This is a genomic window from Nocardia sp. NPDC005978, assembly GCF_040614455.1.
In the GTDB taxonomy this organism is placed as follows: domain Bacteria; phylum Actinomycetota; class Actinomycetes; order Mycobacteriales; family Mycobacteriaceae; genus Nocardia.
Map to the genome: position 1 here is coordinate 13,590 of NZ_JBEXUS010000062.1, position 16,588 is coordinate 30,177.

Sequence of the window (16,588 nt, forward strand, 5' to 3'; positions counted from 1 at the left end):
TCTCAGTCCGCGACGCCGATGTCCTCGTGCCACAGCTCCGGCTGCTCGGCGATGAAGCGGGTCATCATGTCCACGCAGGCCGGGTCGTCCAGGACGGTGACCGAAACACCTTGTGCGGCAAGCCATTCGTGGCCGCCGGAGAAGGTGCGTGCCTCGCCGACGACGACCGCGCCGATGCCGAACTGCCGGACCAGGCCGCTGCAGTACCAGCAGGGCGAGAGCGTCGTGACCATGATGGTGTCGCGGTAGTCGCGGCGGCGGCCCGCCCGGCGAAAGGCGTCGGTCTCCGCGTGCAGGCTGGGATCATCGGCTTGCACGCGGCGATTGTGGCCGCGCCCCAGCAGTTTTCCCGTGCTGTCGAACAGGGCCGCGCCGATGGGGATGCCGCCTTCGGACAGTCCCAGGCGCGCCTCGTCGTAGGCGGTGACCAGCAGATCGTTCGGATTGATCATGCCGATCATGGTGCCATCGGCGCGGCCCGCTGCCGCGTACGCGGATCCGGCGCGGGCCCGAATCTTCGTCTCTGACTTCAGTTTACTAAACCCAGCCAGTAGGGTGGGCTGCATGGACAACGACTTCGCCCGGTCGATGTGGCGGGCAATCGAGCCACTGCACGCCATCACCTACTTCTCCCCCGACGCCATCGCCGCGCACAAAGCCCTGGGGCTGCGCGGATTCTGGATGGGCTACTTCGCGACCCGCGCGGCGCCGATCGGCGCGGTGGGTCCCGGGGTGGTGGAGGCCACCTTCTACAACTTCCACCCGGCCATGGTCCGGCGCGCGCTGCCCGACGCGTGGGGTTACGCCACGCGCGAGTCGGTGCTCGCGGGGCGATCGGCCGCGGCGGCCGCGGTGCTGCGCAAGCTGATTCCCGAGGTGGAGGCGGTCGCGGCCGGCGCGCTGCCGGGTTTGCGCGCGGCCATCGCGAGCGCACCGAACACCGGCCGCCCGCTCTTCGCCGCCAATCGCGACCTGCCCGCGCCCGCCGATCCGATCGAGGAACTGTGGCAGGCGGTCACGAGCCTGCGCGAACACCGCGGCGACGGTCACGTGGCCTGTCTGCTGAGCGAGGGCGTCGACGGTTGCGAAGCCCACCTGCTGTTCTCCGCCGCCTCCGGCGTTCCCCTGGCGCTGTGGGAGAGCGTGCGCGGCTGGACCGAAACCGATTGGGCCGCAGCTCGATCCCGCCTGCACGATCGCGGCCTGCTGGACGGGGACACGCTCACCGCCGCGGGGCGCGCCCTGCACGAGCACATCGAGGCTCGCACCTACGCGCTCGCCATGACCGCCTACCGCGACATCGACACCGCCGCGGCGACCCTGGACGTCCTCACGCCCGCGGCGGTGCTCGTTGCCCGCAGCGGGGATGTGCCCTACCCCAACCCGATGGGCGCCGACCCGGCCTGACGCGCGGCCGGCGCCGGCACGATCCACAAGGGCCCGACGGCCGTGGGACCGGATCGACGCCGACCGCGGTGCCCGCCCATCACGCACTGCCGCAAGGTATTCGACGCATTCACGGAACAGACGCCCGTTCGGCCGACCCCGCGGGATCCAACCGCGGGTATGACACGGGCGGTAGCCGGGCTCGCGGCGGCCGATCGGCCGATCCGTGTCGCAGGAACAACCGCCGTGGTCCGGCGGTGGTGCCGTGCCGGCCGTCACGTGCGCGGGAGCACCGGGCACAGCGTGTTCGTGCGAACATCCGCGCACCGAATACGAGCCGATGTCGGACATACCCGGCAGACTCGTGGCATGGAGATAACAGCGGCCGTCGGAGCGGTGCTCGGCGCGTTCGGGCTCTCGGGTGCGGCGGGGCTCAATGCCTGGTTGCCACTGCTGCTGGTGGGGTTCGCGGACCGATTCGGCTGGATCGACCTGGGCGACTCGTACAGCTGGCTGTCCTCGACGCCCGCGCTGCTCGGCATCGCCGTGGTGTTCGTGCTGGACCTGATCGGGGACAAGATCCCGGCCCTGGACTCGGTGCTGCACGGGTTCGGGGCGCTGGTCGCCCCCGCGTCCGGGGCGATCCTGTTCGCGGCCGAGACCAGCGTGTCCTCGCAACTGCCGCCCGCGGTCGCCGCGATCCTCGGCGCGGTCACCGCCGGCAGTATTCACGCCGGGCGCACGGTGGCCCGCCCGTTCGTCACCGGAACCACCGGCGGCGTGGGCAATCCGGTGGTCTCGACCGCCGAGGACGGCACCTCCCTGGTGCTGACGATCCTGGCCCTGGCGGTGCCGATCCTGGCGTTCGTCGCCGTCCTGATCCTGCTGATCGGCCTCGGCTGGCTGGCGTTCCGCGCCCGCCGCTGGCTCCGGGAGCGCCGTCAGCGCCGCGACGCCTCGGCGGGCGCGGAACCGATCGGCTGACGCAGGCGGTGCGGTAGCCGGAGTCCCCGGACCCACACGGTATCCCGGCCGAGAGCACGACTGGATGACGCAGGCTGATGCTCGACATCAGGATGACGCCGAGGAGTCGGAACGACCTGGCGTGACGACGAAGGTCAGATACTCCGGCGCCGAGGGAAATTCGTCCCGGTGGTCCGCGGTCGGTGTCAGCGGCGGGGGTGATCCGAGACGGTGAGATCGCGAATGAGGAGGGCGGTGTGGAGGGACGTGCGGGTCTCGCCGTCGTCTAGATCCACGTCGAGGAGGCGTTCTATCCGGGCCAGGCGGTCGTAGAGGGTGGGGCGGCTGACCATCAGGCGTTTGGCGAGTTCGGTCTTGTTGCCCGCCAGGTCCAGGAATTGGCGCAGGGTGCCGGTCAGGTCGGTGGCGTGGCGGATGTCGTGGCGCAGCAGGGCGCTCAGCTCGGTTTCGGCGAAACCCTGCACGCCGGGCTCGTCGCGGATCAGCGCGAGCAGGCCGCGCAGGCGGACGTCGCCGCTGCGGTAGAACGGGCGGGGCGCGGCGGGGGTCAGGGCGAGCGCGACCTCGGCCACGTGCGCCGCGCGGGCGAGCTCACGGGCGGTGTCCAGCAACGACTCCGAGGCCGAGCCCGCCCCGATGACCCCGCGGTCCACGCCGGGCACCCGCCGGACCTCGCCGAGCACGGCGGTGCACACGGCGGTCAACAGCGCGTCCACATCGCCCGTACGAGACAGCGCCAGTACGAGATTCACGCGATTGCCGTGCTCGGCGGTGGCCAGCGCGGTCGTCTTGGACAGCGCCACCCCGTGCAGCGCGGCGTCGATGATCGCGGCCGTACGACGCTGGTGCGCAACGGGATCGGCCTCGACCGTCCCCGCCACATCCAGGGCCAGGGGTAGGTACCGCGCCCGGCGGGCCAGGCCGAGGGTCGCGGCCATGGCGATCGCGTCGCGCTCATCGGTCAGGCGGCCGGTGACCATGTCGTCGATCAGCCCGGTCTGGGCCTGGCGGTGCAGGCCGAAACGATCGCGCTCGATCATGCGGTGCAGGGTCAGTGTCTGGGCGGCGCGTTCGAGCACCACCCGGGCGCGGGCGGCCGGAATCGCCGCGGCCCGCACGTCGGACACCGCCGGCGCGCGCACGATGAGCCTGCCCCAGGGCTGGGTGTGCGGGCCGACCGGAACCACGCTCACGTCGCCGTCGGGCAGCAGCCGGGACATCGTCTCCCACCGCTCGAGCAGCGCCGAGGTGGCGGTGTGCCGGGCGGTCGAGGCCAGCACGCGGTGGGTCAGATCCTCGAGCACCACCGAGGCGTCCAGCATCCCGGCGGCGGTCTTGACGATCTCCGCCAGCGCGGCCCGGCGCACGCTCAGGGCGGTGAAGGTCTCGTGCACGGTGCGCGCGAACTCGAGTTCGGCGTATTGCTCGGCCACGATGATGCGGTGCACCGCCTCGGTGATCTCCACGAAACGCACCACCGCGCGCAGCGCCACCACCGGCAGGCCCAGCCGATCCGCGGTCTCCGCCACGCACGGCGGCAATTCCGGCACCGAGGTGCCCAATTCGACGAACAGGCCCGCGACCCCGGCGGCCGCGAGCGCCTCCAGATAGCCGACGGTCGCGGCGTCGCCGCCCGCCAGCGCCTGGCCCGTGGTCAGGATCAGCTCGCCGCCCGCGAGCAGTGTCGCCACCTCGGCCAACTCGCTCACGTGCACCCAGCGCACCGGGCGCGTCAGCGACCCGCCGCCCGCGACCTCGGGTTGCCCGGCGCGCACCACCGGCATCGCCAGAATGTCAGCAACGGTGAGGAGCACCGACGAATCGTAATACCGCCAACGGAATTTCGTACAGATCGTCGGGATCCGCACCGGCGCTCAGAGCGCACAGTGGAAACCGGGCCGCGGCCCGTCCCGACCGCCTCCGGAATCGAGGAGCTATGCAGACCATCGGACACTGGCTCGACGGCAAACCCTTCCCCGGCTCGGGCACCGCGACCGCGCCGGTGACCAATCCGGCGACCGGGGTGGTGACCGGACAGGTCGCGCTCGCCACCGTCGCCGACGTGCGCGCGGTGGTGGACGCCGCCGTGGCCGCCTTTCCCGCGTGGCGCGATTCCTCCCTCGCCCGGCGCACCCAGGTGCTGTTCCGCTTCCGCGAACTGCTCAACGCGCGCAAGCAGGAACTGGCGGCACTGATCACCGCCGAGCACGGCAAGGTGCTGGGTGACGCTCTCGGCGAGGTCACGCGCGGGCTGGAGATCGTCGAATTCGCCTGCGGCATACCGCACCTGCTCAAGGGCGGCTACACCGAGAACGCGTCGAGCCGGGTCGATATCTTCTCGATCCGCCAGCCGCTGGGCCCGGTCGCCATCATCTCGCCGTTCAACTTCCCGGCCATGGTGCCCATGTGGTTCTTCCCGCTGGCCATCGGCGCCGGAAACACCGTGGTGCTCAAGCCGAGTGAGAAGGATCCCTCCGCGTCGCTGTGGCTGGCGGCGCTGTGGGAGGAGGCCGGCCTGCCGCCCGGGGTGTTCAACGTGGTGCAGGGCGACAAGGTCGCGGTGGACGAACTGCTGGCGCATCCGGCGATCAAGGCGGTGTCGTTCGTCGGTTCCACGCCGATCGCCGAATACGTGTACACCCACGGCACCGCCGCCGGAAAACGCGTTCAGGCGCTGGGCGGGGCCAAGAACCACATGGTGGTGCTGCCCGACGCGGATCTGGATCTGGCCGCGGACGCGGCGGTGAACGCGGGCTTCGGCTCGGCGGGCGAGCGCTGCATGGCCATCAGCGCGCTGGTCGCGGTCGGGCCGATCGCCGACGCGCTGGTGACGCGAATCAGCGAGCGCGCCCGCACGATTCGCACCGGCGACGGCACCGCCGAATCGGATATGGGGCCGCTGGTCACGCGGGCGCACCGCGACCGGGTCGCGGACTACATCGCGGCCGGGGAATCCGACGGGGCCGCGGTCGTGCTCGACGGGCGGGGCGTGCGCGCCGACGGCGACGAGAACGGATTCTGGCTCGGCCCGACGATTCTCGACCACGTCACCCCCGAGATGAGCGTGTACACCGACGAGATCTTCGGCCCGGTGCTCTCGGTCGTGCGGGTCGAGACCTACGACGAGGCCCTGGCCCTGATCAACGCCAACCGCTACGGCAACGGCACCGCCCTGTTCACCAACGACGGCGGCGCGGCCCGGCGCTTCCACAACGAGGTCGAGGTCGGCATGGTCGGGATCAACGTCCCCATCCCGGTTCCCATGGCGTACTACAGCTTCGGCGGCTGGAAGAACTCGCTCTTCGGTGATTCGCACGCGCACGGCGTGGACGGCGTGCACTTCTTCACCCGCACCAAGGCCGTCACCACCCGCTGGCTCGATCCCAGTCACGGCGGGCTGAATCTCGGCTTCCCGCAGAACAGTTGAGAGGACCCGTCATGACCCTGCCCAACGGATTGACCCTCGAGACCGCGCGCGCCGAGGCCGACCGCGCGTACGAACTCGACCGCGCGCACGTCTTCCACTCGTGGTCGGCACAGGCCGCGTTGCAGCCCATGGTCGTGGCCGCCACCCAGGGCTCGCACGTATGGGACGGCGCGGGCACCCGGTACCTCGACTTCTCCTCGCAACTGGTGAACACCAACATCGGGCACCAGCATCCGAAGGTGGTGGCGGCCATCCAGGCCCAGGCCGCCAAGCTCTGCACCGTCGCGCCGCAGCACGCCAACGACGCGCGCTCGGAGGCCGCGCGGCTCATCGCCGAGCGGACACCCGGCGAGCTGAACCGAGTGTTCTTCACCAACGGCGGTGCGGACGCGGTGGAGCACGCGGTGCGCATGGCGCGCCTGCACACCGGGCGCTACAAGGTGCTCGCGCGGTACCGCTCGTACCACGGCGGCACCGAGACCGCGGTCAATCTGACCGGGGACCCGCGGCGCTGGCCGAACGATCACGGCAATGCCGGGGTCGTGCACTTCTTCGGGCCGTTCCTGTATCGCACGCAATTCCATTCGGGCACCGAGGAACAGGAGTCGCAGCGCGCGCTCGAGCATCTCGAGCAGACGATCGCGTTCGAGGGGCCGGGCACGATCGCCGCCATCATCCTCGAGCCGGTGCCGGGCACCGCGGGGATCATGGTGCCGCCGCCGGGCTACCTGGCGGGTGTGCGCGAGCTGTGCGACCGGCACGGCATCGTCCTCATCGCCGACGAGGTGATGGCGGGGTTCGGGCGGACCGGAAAGTGGTTCTCCATCCAGCATTTCGACGTGACGCCGGATCTGCTCACCTTCGCCAAGGGCGTGAACTCGGGGTACGTGCCGCTGGGCGGGGTGGCGATCGCGCCGCACATCGCGGCGACCTTCGCCGACCGCCCGTACCCGGGCGGGCTCACCTACTCCGGGCACCCCCTCGCCACGGCCGCGGCGGTGGCGACCATCAACGCCATGACCGAGGAGCGGATCGTCGAGAACGCCGCGCACATCGGCGAAAACGTGCTCGGGCCGGGGCTGCGGGAGCTGGCCGAACGGCATCCGAGCGTCGGCGAGGTCCGCGGGCGCGGGGTCTTCTGGGCGGTGGAACTGGTGCGCGATCGCGAGACCCGCGAACCCCTGGCCCCCTACGGCGGGACGAGCCCGGCCATGACCGAGACCGTCGCCGCCGCCAAGGCCGTCGGGCTGCTGCTGTTCAACAACTTCAACCGGATTCACGCCGTGCCGCCGTGCACGGTCACCGAGGCCGAGACCCGGGAGGGGCTCGCGATTCTGGATCAGGCACTGAAGGTGGCGGACGAGCACGTGGACACGGCCGGTTAGCCCGCGGTCGTCCAACGGGATTCGGCTCCAGCCTGCACCCGTAGCCGGCCCGTCCCCGCCACCACGCGTGCCGACCCGACCTCCGCGACCGAGTTCACCCGACGGCGGACTTGGAAGCACGCCGGGCGACGACCGGGGCGGACCGAAATCGGCTGCCGCCCCGGCCGACTCGCCAGGCGGCGGGCGAGCCGTCAGGCTGCGGCGAGCCATCCGGCTGCGGGCGAACCGTCAGGCCTCGGGCGACCGCAGGATCAGGACGGTGATCTCACTGGGTGCGAAGACCCGCAGCTGCGGACCCCAGAAGCCGGTGCCGCGGCTGGTGTAGAGCTGGGTGTGCTCGCTGTGCCGGCTCAGGCCCGCGACCACCGGCTGATCCAGGCGGACCAGGTAGCGGAACGGCCAGATCTGGCCGCCGTGGGTGTGGCCGGAGATCTGGAGCGCCACTTCGGCTTTCACCGCGTCGGTGATCTGCTTGGGCTGGTGGGCCAGTAGGACCACCGGCAGCGCCGGGTCCGCACCGGTCAGGGCGGCGGGCAGGTCGGGGCCGTGGCCCGGCACGGCCACGCCGGTGGGATCGTCGATGCCGGCGATGATCAGGCGCTCGCCGTTGTGGGTCAGGGTCTCGTGCTGGTTGCGCAGCGGCTGCCAGCCCAGGCCCGCCATATGCTCGATCCAGCCGGGCGCGTCACCGAAGTACTCGTGGTTGCCGGTGATGTAGAACCGGCCCAGCGTCGCCTCGACCTTGCCCAGCGGATCCACCTGCGCGCGCCGCTTGGCGACCGAGCCGTCCGCCAGATCGCCCGCGTGGCAGGCGATGTCGGGCCGCTGCGCGTTGACGGTCTCGACCACCCGCTCGGACCAGCGCAGCCGGTCGGTGGCTGCGTAGTGCGTGTCGGTGACGACCACGACGCGCAGCCCGTCCAGCGCGGGCGCGAGCTTGGGAATCGTCACCTCGACGGTCTTCACCCGCGGCAGGCGGCGGGCCTCGTAGATGCCCCACGCCGTCAGCACGGCCGAGATCGCCAGGACGCCGAGGGCGACCACCCGCGACCGGACCGGATCGTCGACCCCCGCGACGATCAGCACCGCACGGGCCACCGCCCCGATGGCCGACCAGCTGAACAGCACCCACAGGATGCCGAGCATGGTGTCGCCCACCAGCGCCGCGGCGTCCGACTCCCGAGATCCGTGCCCGTTCACCATCGCCAGCGGCAGCGCGATGTATCCCAGCAGGAACACCGCGGTCCCCGCCCAGAACGCCGCACCCGACAGCGTCGTGTACACCAGCAGCCACCACGGGAGCAGGAACAGCAGTGCCGGAACGACCAGCATGAATACCGCGCGCGGAATCTTTATCACCAGGAGCTCATCCTCGAGAGGGGACCGTGCCCGGAAAGACCTCCGGCCACCGCAAACTCCCTCGACGATACCCGCGGGTAGCCCACGTCCGCCGAGCCCGCGAACCACGTCCGGAGCGCCCGGAACACCCCGCCCGCATGCCAGGACCGCCCCCGACGACGCGTTTCGCCGGACCCCCCGTCCCGCGCGAGCGGTCCGGCGTTCGCGCTGAGCGCAACGGGCCCGCCCGCCGTGCGCGAGCATCGGGTGCGGCGCGGCGCGATCGGTTCTTCCGCGCCGCCGCAGTCGCCTGGTAACCGGCGGATCGGTGCCGCATCACGCTGCTGCCGCGTGCGAGTGCCGAACCCGGTGGCCGCGTGCCGCATCCGCGCGATCGACGCGCATCGGGTGCGGCGGGGCCTCAGGCGGTCTCGGCGGTCAGGCTCGCTATCTCGGCGGCGAGGTTCGCGCGGGCCGGGGCGTCGTAGCGGGCGCGGGCGGTGGGGGTGCGAAAGAGGTTGTCCTGCTGGACGAGTGCGGTCAGGACCGCGGCGCGGCCGGGGCGGAACAGGTCGTCGGGAACGTGGGCGTACTCGGCGCGGACCGCGCGGGTGTAGGCGGCGTAGGACGGCGCGTCGGCGGCCAGGATGGCCAGGTCGGCGTCGCACAGGACCGCACCGTTGCGATCGCCCGGCTCGGGGGTGTGCCCCGCGGTCAGCCGGACGAGGCGGGCCACCTCGGCGACGGCGCCGGCGTTCAGACCCAATGCGGGCAGGGTCTTCTCGGCCAGCTGCGCGCTGGCCTCCTCGTTGTCGGGGCGGTCCACCGCGTAGATCGCGTCGTGGAAGAAGGCGGCGTACCGGACGGCGGCGATGTCCCCGGCGTCGGCCTGTAGATCGTCGATGACGGTGAGCATGGCGGCCAGGTGTTCCACGGTGTGGTAGCGGCGGTGGGCCTCGGAATAGCGCCGCACCAGATCCTCCCCCACCCCGCGCGCCGACGGCCCGGCCAGTTCGATCCAGCGGTCCAGCAGTACTGCGTCGAGGTTCCCCATCAGGGCAGTCTGCCGAATCAGCGGCTCCGGCAACAGCCCTCGCGGGCGGTGCTTTTCACCACGCCGCCCGCTTCACGGCATAAGCCCGATTTGCGCTCTCGCTCAGGACTTCTGGGCCTCGTCCTGCGCGTGCTGGGCCTGCGACAGCTGGTCCGGGGTGTAACGCAGGGTCAGCGCGAGCAGACCCATGACCGCGGTGCCGAGCGCGCACACCAGCAGCACCAGCATGTAGCCGCTGCCGAGCGCGGCGATCTGCATATCGTTCATATCGGTCACCTTGCCGTTGGTCCCGTCCAGCGACAGCGTGCGCGAGAGCGCGACCGGGCTCAGCAGGCCGACCGCGAACGGCGTGCCCATGTTCATGAACATCTGCCCGACCGCGGACAGCGGCCCGATGTTGGCCATGTCCACCCCGACCAGCACGCACAGCGGCAGGATCACGATGACCACGCCGACCGTCGCGCCGACCACCGACAGCAGCAACAGCAGCGTCGGGAAGTACTGCACCGAACCGTCGAGGGTCGAGCCGAAATACAGGGCCGCGGACAGCAGCATCGCCGCGCCGAACAGCAGCCAGCGCGGCTGCACGTACTGCACGGCCTTGGACGCGACGGCCGTGCCCACGCCCGCGCCGAGGGTGAACGGAATGCTGGCCAGACCCGCGTTCAGCGGGGTGTAGTCGAGCACGTTCTGCAGGAACTGCGCCACGAAGAAGGTGGTCGCGCCCAGCACGCCCGAGGCCAGGAAGATCGCGATGAAGGAGATGACGCGATCACGGCTGTCGAACAACGACCACGGCAGCAGCGGGTTGTCCACGTTGCGCTCGGCGAAGACGAACAGCAGCAGCAGGGCCAGGCCGCCGAGCAGCGAGCCGAGAATGATCGGGCTGTCCCAGCCCATCTGCGGCCCCTCGGTCGCGCCGAAGACGATGGCCGCGCACGCGACCGTGCCCAGCACCGCGCCGCGCACGTCGAGCGAGACCCGGTGATGTTCGGTGTCTCGCAGTACCTTGATCGCGCCGAGCACGATGAGGATGCCGATCGGCACGTTGATCCAGAAGATCCAGCGCCAATCCAGTTCGGTGAGCGCGCCGCCGACCACCAGGCCGCCGACCGAGCCGACGCCGACCATGGAACCGAAGATCGCCACCGCCTGATTGCGCGCGGGGCCGGGCGCGAAGGTGCTCGCCACCAACGCGAAAGCGGTCGGGGCGGCGATGGCCGCGCCGGTGCCCTGCAGGGCGCGCGCGGCGATCAGCCAGGCTTCGTTCTGCGCGGTACCGCATAGGGCCGAGGCGAGGGTGAACAGCGCGACGCCGTAGATCAGCATGCGCTTGCGGCCGAAGGAATCGCCGAGCCGGCCGCCCAGCAGCATCAGACCCGCGAACGGCAGACCGTACGCGGTGACGGTCCACGCGCTGCCCGCGCTGGACAGGCCCATCTGCTCCTGGAGCCGGGGCAGCGCGAGAATCATGACGGTGCCGTCGAGCACCACCATCAGCTGCAACCCGCTCAAGACGAGAATCGCGAGCCCGAACGCCCGCTTGGTCACCGGATACTGCATCGTCGCAGCGGGGTTATCGAGCACGCGCCCACTGTAGTGGATGGGCTGCCGCACACCGGATCGAACTTCTTCCACAATGGGCTATGTGGGCGACGGCGAGGACCGCCGCCGCGCTGGACAGCCTGGTCAGAGCCGGGACCCACGGTCGCGATCGGCACAGTTGTTCCGGAAATGGCGGGTCCGGGCCGGCTCAGTGCGCGCCGGACTCCGCCGCCGACGCGTCCGGAGCGCCCGCGGTGAAACCCGCGGTCGGGCCGATGACGATGATAGCCGGGGGGCGGATGGCTTCGGCGCGCACGCGTTCGGCCACCGTCGACAACTCGGCGCGCACGATGCGCTGGGTGCGCAGGCTGCCCTCCTGAACGATGGTGACCGGGGTGTCGGCGGCGCGCCCGCCGTCGAGCAGGGCGGCGGCGAACTGTTCGATCCGCTCGACCGCCATCAGCAGCACGATCGTGCCGCGCAGCTTGGCCAGCGCGGGCCAATCCACCAGCGAGTCCGGGTGATCGGGCGCGACATGGCCGCTGACGACCACGAATTCGTGGGTGACGCCGCGATGGGTGACCGGGATGCCGGCCAGGGCGGGCACCGAGATGGCGCTGGTGACCCCGGGAACGACGGTCACCGGAATCCCGGCCTCGACACAGGCTTCGAGTTCCTCGTAGCCGCGGCCGAAGACGTACGGGTCGCCGCCCTTGAGCCGGACCACGAACTTGCCGGCCTTGGCGCCCTCGATGAGCGCGGTGTTGATGGCCTCCTGCGCCATGGCGCGCCCGTAGGGGATCTTGGCCGCGTCCACGACCTCGACGTCGGGGCCGAGTTCGGCGAGCAGCTCGGGCGGGGCGAGCCGGTCGGCGACAACGAGATTGGCGTGCGCGAGCAGGCGGCGGCCGCGCACGGTGATCAGATCCGGATCGCCGGGACCGCCGCCGATGAGGGCGACGCCGGGCGCGACGGGCTCCGAATCATCGCTCACCACACCGGATTGCAGGGCTTCGAGCAGCGCGTTGCGGATCGCGGCCGAGCGGCGGTGCTGCCCGCCCGCGAGCACGCCCAGGCTCATGCCGTCGTAGCGCGCGGTGGCTGGGGTGACGGCGGTGCCGAGCCGCGCGGTGTCCGCGCGCACGCAGAACACGCGGCGGCCGGTGGCCTCGGCGACGACGGCCGCGTTGGTCTCGGGCTCGTCGGTGCAGGCCATGACGTACCAGGCGCCGTCGAGGTCGCCGTCGGCGTAGTCGCGCAGCTCCAGGGTGATCTGCTCGGAGGTCGCCATGCCCTCGACGGCCGGGGTGGCCTCGCGGGCGATCACGTGCACCTGCGCGCCGGAGGCGATGAGCAGGCCGAGACGGCGCTGGGCGACGGTGCCACCGCCGACCACGACGACGCGGCGACCGTTCAGATCGAGCCCGACCAGGTAGTTCGGGTCGCCTACGGGCTGGTCCTGCGATGCGGCTGACGTGTTCGGCACAAGGATTGAGCCTACGGCGTGTGTTCGCGAGGGTAATAATCGCCTCGCGACTGTCTTGCCGGGTTCGCCCGAAAGGTCCGTGGCGCGGGCGATCAGCGCGACCACCTGCGGCGGATCGCCCGGGCACGTTCCTATGCTGTGCCGCTATGACACTCGCCAGCGCAGCGCACGCGATGCTCGTTCCCGCACTACGGATTTGCGCGGTGCTGACCGTCCTACTCCTGCCCGCGACGGGTTCGGCGATCGTGACCGCCGACGCCCCGGCGGTGACCACCGTCGAATCGAAGTACGCCGAGCGCGGGCCGTGGGCGGTCACCGCGGTGCCGGGTTTCGGGTGCTGCGACTCCAGCGGCGCGTCCTATGACCTGTGGCGACCGGCCGATCTGGGCGCGGGCGGCGTGCGGCACCCCATCATCACCTGGGGCAACGGCACCGACGCCGCGCCGGAGCAGTACACCCACCTGCTCGAGCACTGGGCCTCCTGGGGCTTCGTGGTGATCGCGGCGCGCAATCGGCAGACCGGTTCGGGCAAGGACATCGCCGGTGCGGTGGAGTACCTGCTGCGTCAGGCCGAGGATCCGGCGAGCCCCCTGTACGGCAGGGTCGATCCGGACCTGGTCGGGGCGGTGGGGCATTCGCAGGGGGCCACCGGCGTGATCAACGCGATGGCGCTGTCCGGCGGCAGAATCAAGACGGTGGTTCCGCTGGAGCTGCCGATTCAGCTGTGGTGTTCGACCGGGTCGTGGTGCCCGGACATCACCGGTCCCGGGAACGGTTCGATCTTCCTGGTGAACGGGTCGGCGGACGCGGTGATCTCCCCGTCCCGGCAACTGCTGCCGCCGCCGGTCATCGGGCTGCAATCGATCCAGGCGTACTACGAGGCGATCCCGGCGACGATCCCCAAGGCCTGGGGCACCCTGGCCGAGGTGAATCACAATGACGTGCAGGGACAACCGCAGTGCGCGCCCGCGATCACGCTGTGCGCGCTGGGCGTTCACGGCTACCTCGGCTATCCGACCGCCTGGCTGGCGGCCCGCCTGCTGGGCGACACCGCCGCCCAGCGGGTCTTCGTCTCCGGGACCGGGGAGTTCTTCGCACCGAATCCCAACTGGGTCAATCAGATCGGCAACATCACCGGGTGAGGTCTCACCCCAGGTCGGGGAAGTCCTGCACCAGGTGAATTCCGCCCCGCCGCAACGGGTATCGGTCCGCGTCCAACCGGGTCAGCGTGATGCTCACCGGTCGGCCCGCCAGCTCACCGGTGAGCAGCAGGCGATTGGGCGCGGGCTGCTCGTAGCCGAACGCGCCCAAGGGTTCCGGGGTCGCGGCGGGATCGGCGGCCTGCATCGAGGTCAGGGTGAGCCGGTGCGCCGCGGTATCCAGGTCCAGGGCCACCGGCACCAGCCCGTCGTCCATGCGCTGGTAGTGCGCGAACTCGATCTCCTCCAGAACCAGTCTGCGCCAGCGGGTTTCATCGGTGAGCAGCGGTGGGACCGGCTGCCCGTCCCGGGTGAATTCGGTGACGTCCCAGATGCCGGCCAGCGGGGAACGCTCGCGCCCGCCGCCCCACTTCTCCCAGCCCTCCAGGCTCGACGGCAGGATGCCGGCCACGAACCACACCGCGAGCGCCACCTGCGCGGCGGCCACGACCCGGACCGCGCGCCGGCCCCGCACGGGCTGCGGGGTGCGCGCGGGCCCGGCCGCCGCACCGGTCAGCAGCCGGGTCAGCCGCCCGGCCTCGGGGGCCAGCAGCACCAGGCACAGCAGCAGCAGGTGGAAGGACAGCAGTTTCACCGGGACGTCGAACGTCATGTTCAGCACCCACACCTGCGCCATGCTGACCAGACTCAACAGCACCCCGGCCAGGGCCGTGCGCGGTACGAGCAGCAGCAGGCCGCCCAGGACCTCGGCCGCGCCGAGCAGGATCTGATAGGCCGGGGCCGAACCCACCTGGGTCCACAGCATCGACATGGGCGAGAGTTCGCCCACCGGGGTCAGCAGTGTGGACAGCGCCGGTTCCGGCATCTGGGTGGGGATGAGTTTGACGAAGCCGTAGAAGAGCATCTGCCCGGCCAGGAACATGCGCGTCAGCAGCAGGAACCAGCCGGCCAGGCGGCGATACTCGGTGCGACGGCGATCCAGCAGGGTCCAGAGCACGGTGACCGCCACCGCGAGCAGCAGCAGGCCGAAGACCAGCACCCACAGGTACGTCTGATCGCCGCTGCCGGAGTCCTCGCTCAGTACCGCTTCCGTGTCGAAGGCGGTGCGCCCCAGCCACTCCACCGCCGGACTCGGCAGGGTCGCGAAGCCGAACACCGCGTCGTCGGGCAGCAACCGCGCCAGCGGGCCCAGGAACGCGAAGACCAGCTGCGGATAGCCGAGGCAGAACAGCGTGACGTAGGCGACGACGAATCGGAATCCGATCCGGGCCAACGGGTTCCACGCGGGCGACGGCGGGGCCTCGGGCGCCCGAGCCGGTTCGGCGCGCTCGGGCTCGGCTTCGATCGTTCGGGTGCTCATCCGGTCCTCCCACTCGGAACAGTTCGCTCCGAACGATAGGAATTCGCGGGGGCGCACACCTCCGGGATGACCCTGAACGGAACCCGGGTTCGCGGGACCGCGCGCATACCCCCGGGGGATTACGTGCCAGCACTACCGGGGCCGGGGCCGGGAACCGGGGGCGACGCCCGTCCCATTCACCGGTACTTACCAGACAAAGCACTGCCCAAACGAACTGGAACACGTTACATTTCTGAACACCGTGTTATCCGGGTCACACTCGGTCCTGTCCGACCCGAGCCGCATCGACACGCCCGCTTCAGCGCGCCAGGAGGAAACCGAAATGTCGGCCGACGATCCGAATCAGAGATGGGAACTCACCGTCTCCGACCGGGATAATGACGAACTCGCGAATCAGCTGGCGCAATGGCTCGCCACCAAGGTCGACGCCGACGAAGCGCCGCGCGTCACCTCGCTCACCAAACCGCAGGCGGGCGGCATGTCAAGCACGACCCTGCTGTTCGACGCCGAGTGGAGCGTGGCCGGGCAGCCCGAGGGCGGCTCGTTCGTGGCCCGGCTCGCACCGGAGGAGAGCTCGTTCCCGGTCTTCGAGAAGTACGACCTGGAATCCCAGTACGCCATCATGGCCGGGGTGGCCGCGGCCACCGACGCGCCGCTGCCGCCGCTGTGCTGGCTCGAGACCGATCCGAAGGTCCTCGGCTCCACCTTCTTCGTCATGCGCCGGGTGAACGGGCGGGTGTGCGAGGACAATCCGCCGTACGTGTTCTTCGGCTGGGTCTTCGACGCCACGCCCGAACAGCGACTCGAGATCACCCGCAAGACCGTCGAGGTCATCGCCAAGGTGCACGAGATCGACAATCCCGAACAGCGCTTCCCCATGCTGGACGGCGAGGGTTCGGCGCTGCGCAGGCACTTCGAGGCGCAGAAGCAGTGGTACGACTGGGCACTGGCCCGGGACGGCTACCGAATTCCGTTGCTGGAGCGCACCTTCGACTGGCTCGAAGCCAACTGGCCGCAGGATTCGGGACCGGACGTGCTCAACTGGGGCGACGCCCGGCCCGGCAACATCATGTTCGCCGAGAACGAGGGCGCGGACACCGTCGCCGTACTCGACTGGGAGATGGCGGCCATCGGACCGCGCGAGCTGGATGTGGCCTGGCCCATCCTGATCCACCGCTTCTTCCAGGACATCGCGACCAAGTTCGACCAGCCCGGACTGCCGGACTTCCTGCGCCGCAGCGACATCGAGAAGCTGTACGAGGAGGCCACCGGGCACGCGGTGCGTGATCTGGACTGGTACCTCATGTACGCCGCGCTGCGCCACGGCATCGTCATGGGCCGCATCAAGCGCCGCATGATCCATTTCGGCGAGGACACCGACACCGCCGATCGCGACGACTACGTCATGCACCGTCCGCTGCTCGAGGCACTCCTCGACGGCACCTACGCCTGGGATTGAGAGA

The 16,588-nt window shown here is 70.7% G+C and carries 13 protein-coding genes; 6 read left to right on the top strand and 7 right to left on the bottom strand.

Translation table 11 applies throughout. The features are described from left to right. Positions 1-2: 2 nt before the first annotated feature. Positions 3-434, bottom strand: a complete 432-nt coding sequence (locus ABZ319_RS25270) for a nucleoside deaminase (protein WP_354988981.1) — start codon at positions 432-434, stop codon at positions 3-5. A gap of 130 nt (positions 435-564) precedes the next feature. Between ABZ319_RS25270 and ABZ319_RS25275 the strand changes: the two genes are divergently transcribed. Together ABZ319_RS25275 and ABZ319_RS25280 are read left to right on the top strand one after the other, a co-directional pair. Further along, the gene (locus ABZ319_RS25275; protein ID WP_354988958.1) at positions 565-1,407 is read left to right on the top strand and encodes a hypothetical protein; all 843 of its coding nucleotides are present in this window, start codon (positions 565-567) and stop codon (positions 1,405-1,407) included. Positions 1,408-1,755: 348 nt separating this feature from the next. Then, positions 1,756-2,370 carry a DUF4126 domain-containing protein gene (locus tag ABZ319_RS25280; protein WP_354988959.1) on the top strand — a complete coding sequence of 205 codons (615 nt, stop codon included), beginning with the start codon at positions 1,756-1,758 and terminating at the stop codon, positions 2,368-2,370. Positions 2,371-2,555: 185 nt separating this feature from the next. Here ABZ319_RS25280 and ABZ319_RS25285 read toward each other — a convergent pair whose 3' ends face one another. Further along, positions 2,556-4,184: a PucR family transcriptional regulator gene (locus ABZ319_RS25285; protein ID WP_354988960.1), complete on the bottom strand. Its 1,629-nt coding sequence runs from the start codon at positions 4,182-4,184 to the stop codon at positions 2,556-2,558. Between the two features lie 122 nt (positions 4,185-4,306). On the opposite strand from ABZ319_RS25285, the gene ABZ319_RS25290 reads away from it, so the two are divergent. Together ABZ319_RS25290 and ABZ319_RS25295 are read left to right on the top strand one after the other, a co-directional pair. After that, positions 4,307-5,797 carry a CoA-acylating methylmalonate-semialdehyde dehydrogenase gene (locus ABZ319_RS25290; protein ID WP_354988961.1) on the top strand — a complete coding sequence of 497 codons (1,491 nt, stop codon included), beginning with the start codon at positions 4,307-4,309 and terminating at the stop codon, positions 5,795-5,797. An 11-nt stretch (positions 5,798-5,808) separates the two neighbouring features. Further along, entirely contained in the window at positions 5,809-7,182 is a 1,374-nt protein-coding gene (locus ABZ319_RS25295; RefSeq protein ID WP_354988962.1) for an aspartate aminotransferase family protein, read from the top strand. A gap of 228 nt (positions 7,183-7,410) precedes the next feature. On the opposite strand, the gene ABZ319_RS25300 is transcribed toward ABZ319_RS25295, so the two are convergent. The 4 genes from ABZ319_RS25300 to cobA all read right to left on the bottom strand — a co-directional run bounded on the left by ABZ319_RS25300 (position 7,411) and on the right by cobA (position 12,605). Next, the gene (locus ABZ319_RS25300) at positions 7,411-8,541 is read right to left on the bottom strand and encodes a metallophosphoesterase (RefSeq protein ID WP_354988963.1); all 1,131 of its coding nucleotides are present in this window, start codon (positions 8,539-8,541) and stop codon (positions 7,411-7,413) included. A 400-nt stretch (positions 8,542-8,941) separates the two neighbouring features. Continuing rightward, complete coding sequence (locus ABZ319_RS25305) at positions 8,942-9,574, bottom strand: metal-dependent phosphohydrolase (protein ID WP_354988964.1); 633 nt, start codon at positions 9,572-9,574, stop codon at positions 8,942-8,944. A 102-nt stretch (positions 9,575-9,676) separates the two neighbouring features. Further along, positions 9,677-11,137 carry an MFS transporter gene (locus ABZ319_RS25310; RefSeq protein WP_354988982.1) on the bottom strand — a complete coding sequence of 487 codons (1,461 nt, stop codon included), beginning with the start codon at positions 11,135-11,137 and terminating at the stop codon, positions 9,677-9,679. 190 nt (positions 11,138-11,327) lie between these two features. Next, complete coding sequence (gene cobA / locus ABZ319_RS25315) at positions 11,328-12,605, bottom strand: uroporphyrinogen-III C-methyltransferase (protein WP_354988965.1); 1,278 nt, start codon at positions 12,603-12,605, stop codon at positions 11,328-11,330. Positions 12,606-12,751: 146 nt separating this feature from the next. On the opposite strand from cobA, the gene ABZ319_RS25320 reads away from it, so the two are divergent. Beyond that, positions 12,752-13,747, top strand: a complete 996-nt coding sequence (locus ABZ319_RS25320) for a hypothetical protein (protein ID WP_354988966.1) — start codon at positions 12,752-12,754, stop codon at positions 13,745-13,747. Between the two features lie 4 nt (positions 13,748-13,751). Here the strand turns inward: ABZ319_RS25320 and ABZ319_RS25325 are convergent, their stop codons facing one another. Continuing rightward, entirely contained in the window at positions 13,752-15,125 is a 1,374-nt protein-coding gene (locus ABZ319_RS25325) for a DoxX family protein (protein ID WP_354988967.1), read from the bottom strand. 322 nt (positions 15,126-15,447) lie between these two features. Here ABZ319_RS25325 and ABZ319_RS25330 point away from each other — a divergent pair, with 322 nt between their 5' ends. Next, on the top strand, positions 15,448-16,584 hold the full coding sequence (locus tag ABZ319_RS25330; RefSeq protein WP_354988968.1) for a phosphotransferase family protein: 1,137 nt from the start codon (positions 15,448-15,450) through the stop codon (positions 16,582-16,584). The last annotated feature ends 4 nt before the right edge of the window (positions 16,585-16,588 follow it).

What these genes read in the sequence shown, in the direction of transcription:
- ABZ319_RS25275 (WP_354988958.1), top strand. Translation starts at nt 565, where the DNA reads ATGGACAACGACTTCGCCCGGTCGATGTGGCGGGCAATCGAGCCACTG.
- ABZ319_RS25305 (WP_354988964.1), bottom strand. Translation starts at nt 9,574, where the DNA reads ATGGGGAACCTCGACGCAGTACTGCTGGACCGCTGGATCGAACTGGCC.
- ABZ319_RS25320 (WP_354988966.1), top strand. Translation starts at nt 12,752, where the DNA reads ATGACACTCGCCAGCGCAGCGCACGCGATGCTCGTTCCCGCACTACGG.
- ABZ319_RS25325 (WP_354988967.1), bottom strand. Translation starts at nt 15,125, where the DNA reads ATGAGCACCCGAACGATCGAAGCCGAGCCCGAGCGCGCCGAACCGGCT.
- ABZ319_RS25280 (WP_354988959.1), top strand. Translation starts at nt 1,756, where the DNA reads ATGGAGATAACAGCGGCCGTCGGAGCGGTGCTCGGCGCGTTCGGGCTC.
- ABZ319_RS25310 (WP_354988982.1), bottom strand. Translation starts at nt 11,137, where the DNA reads ATGCAGTATCCGGTGACCAAGCGGGCGTTCGGGCTCGCGATTCTCGTC.
- ABZ319_RS25330 (WP_354988968.1), top strand. Translation starts at nt 15,448, where the DNA reads ATGTCGGCCGACGATCCGAATCAGAGATGGGAACTCACCGTCTCCGAC.
- ABZ319_RS25295 (WP_354988962.1), top strand. Translation starts at nt 5,809, where the DNA reads ATGACCCTGCCCAACGGATTGACCCTCGAGACCGCGCGCGCCGAGGCC.
- ABZ319_RS25290 (WP_354988961.1), top strand. Translation starts at nt 4,307, where the DNA reads ATGCAGACCATCGGACACTGGCTCGACGGCAAACCCTTCCCCGGCTCG.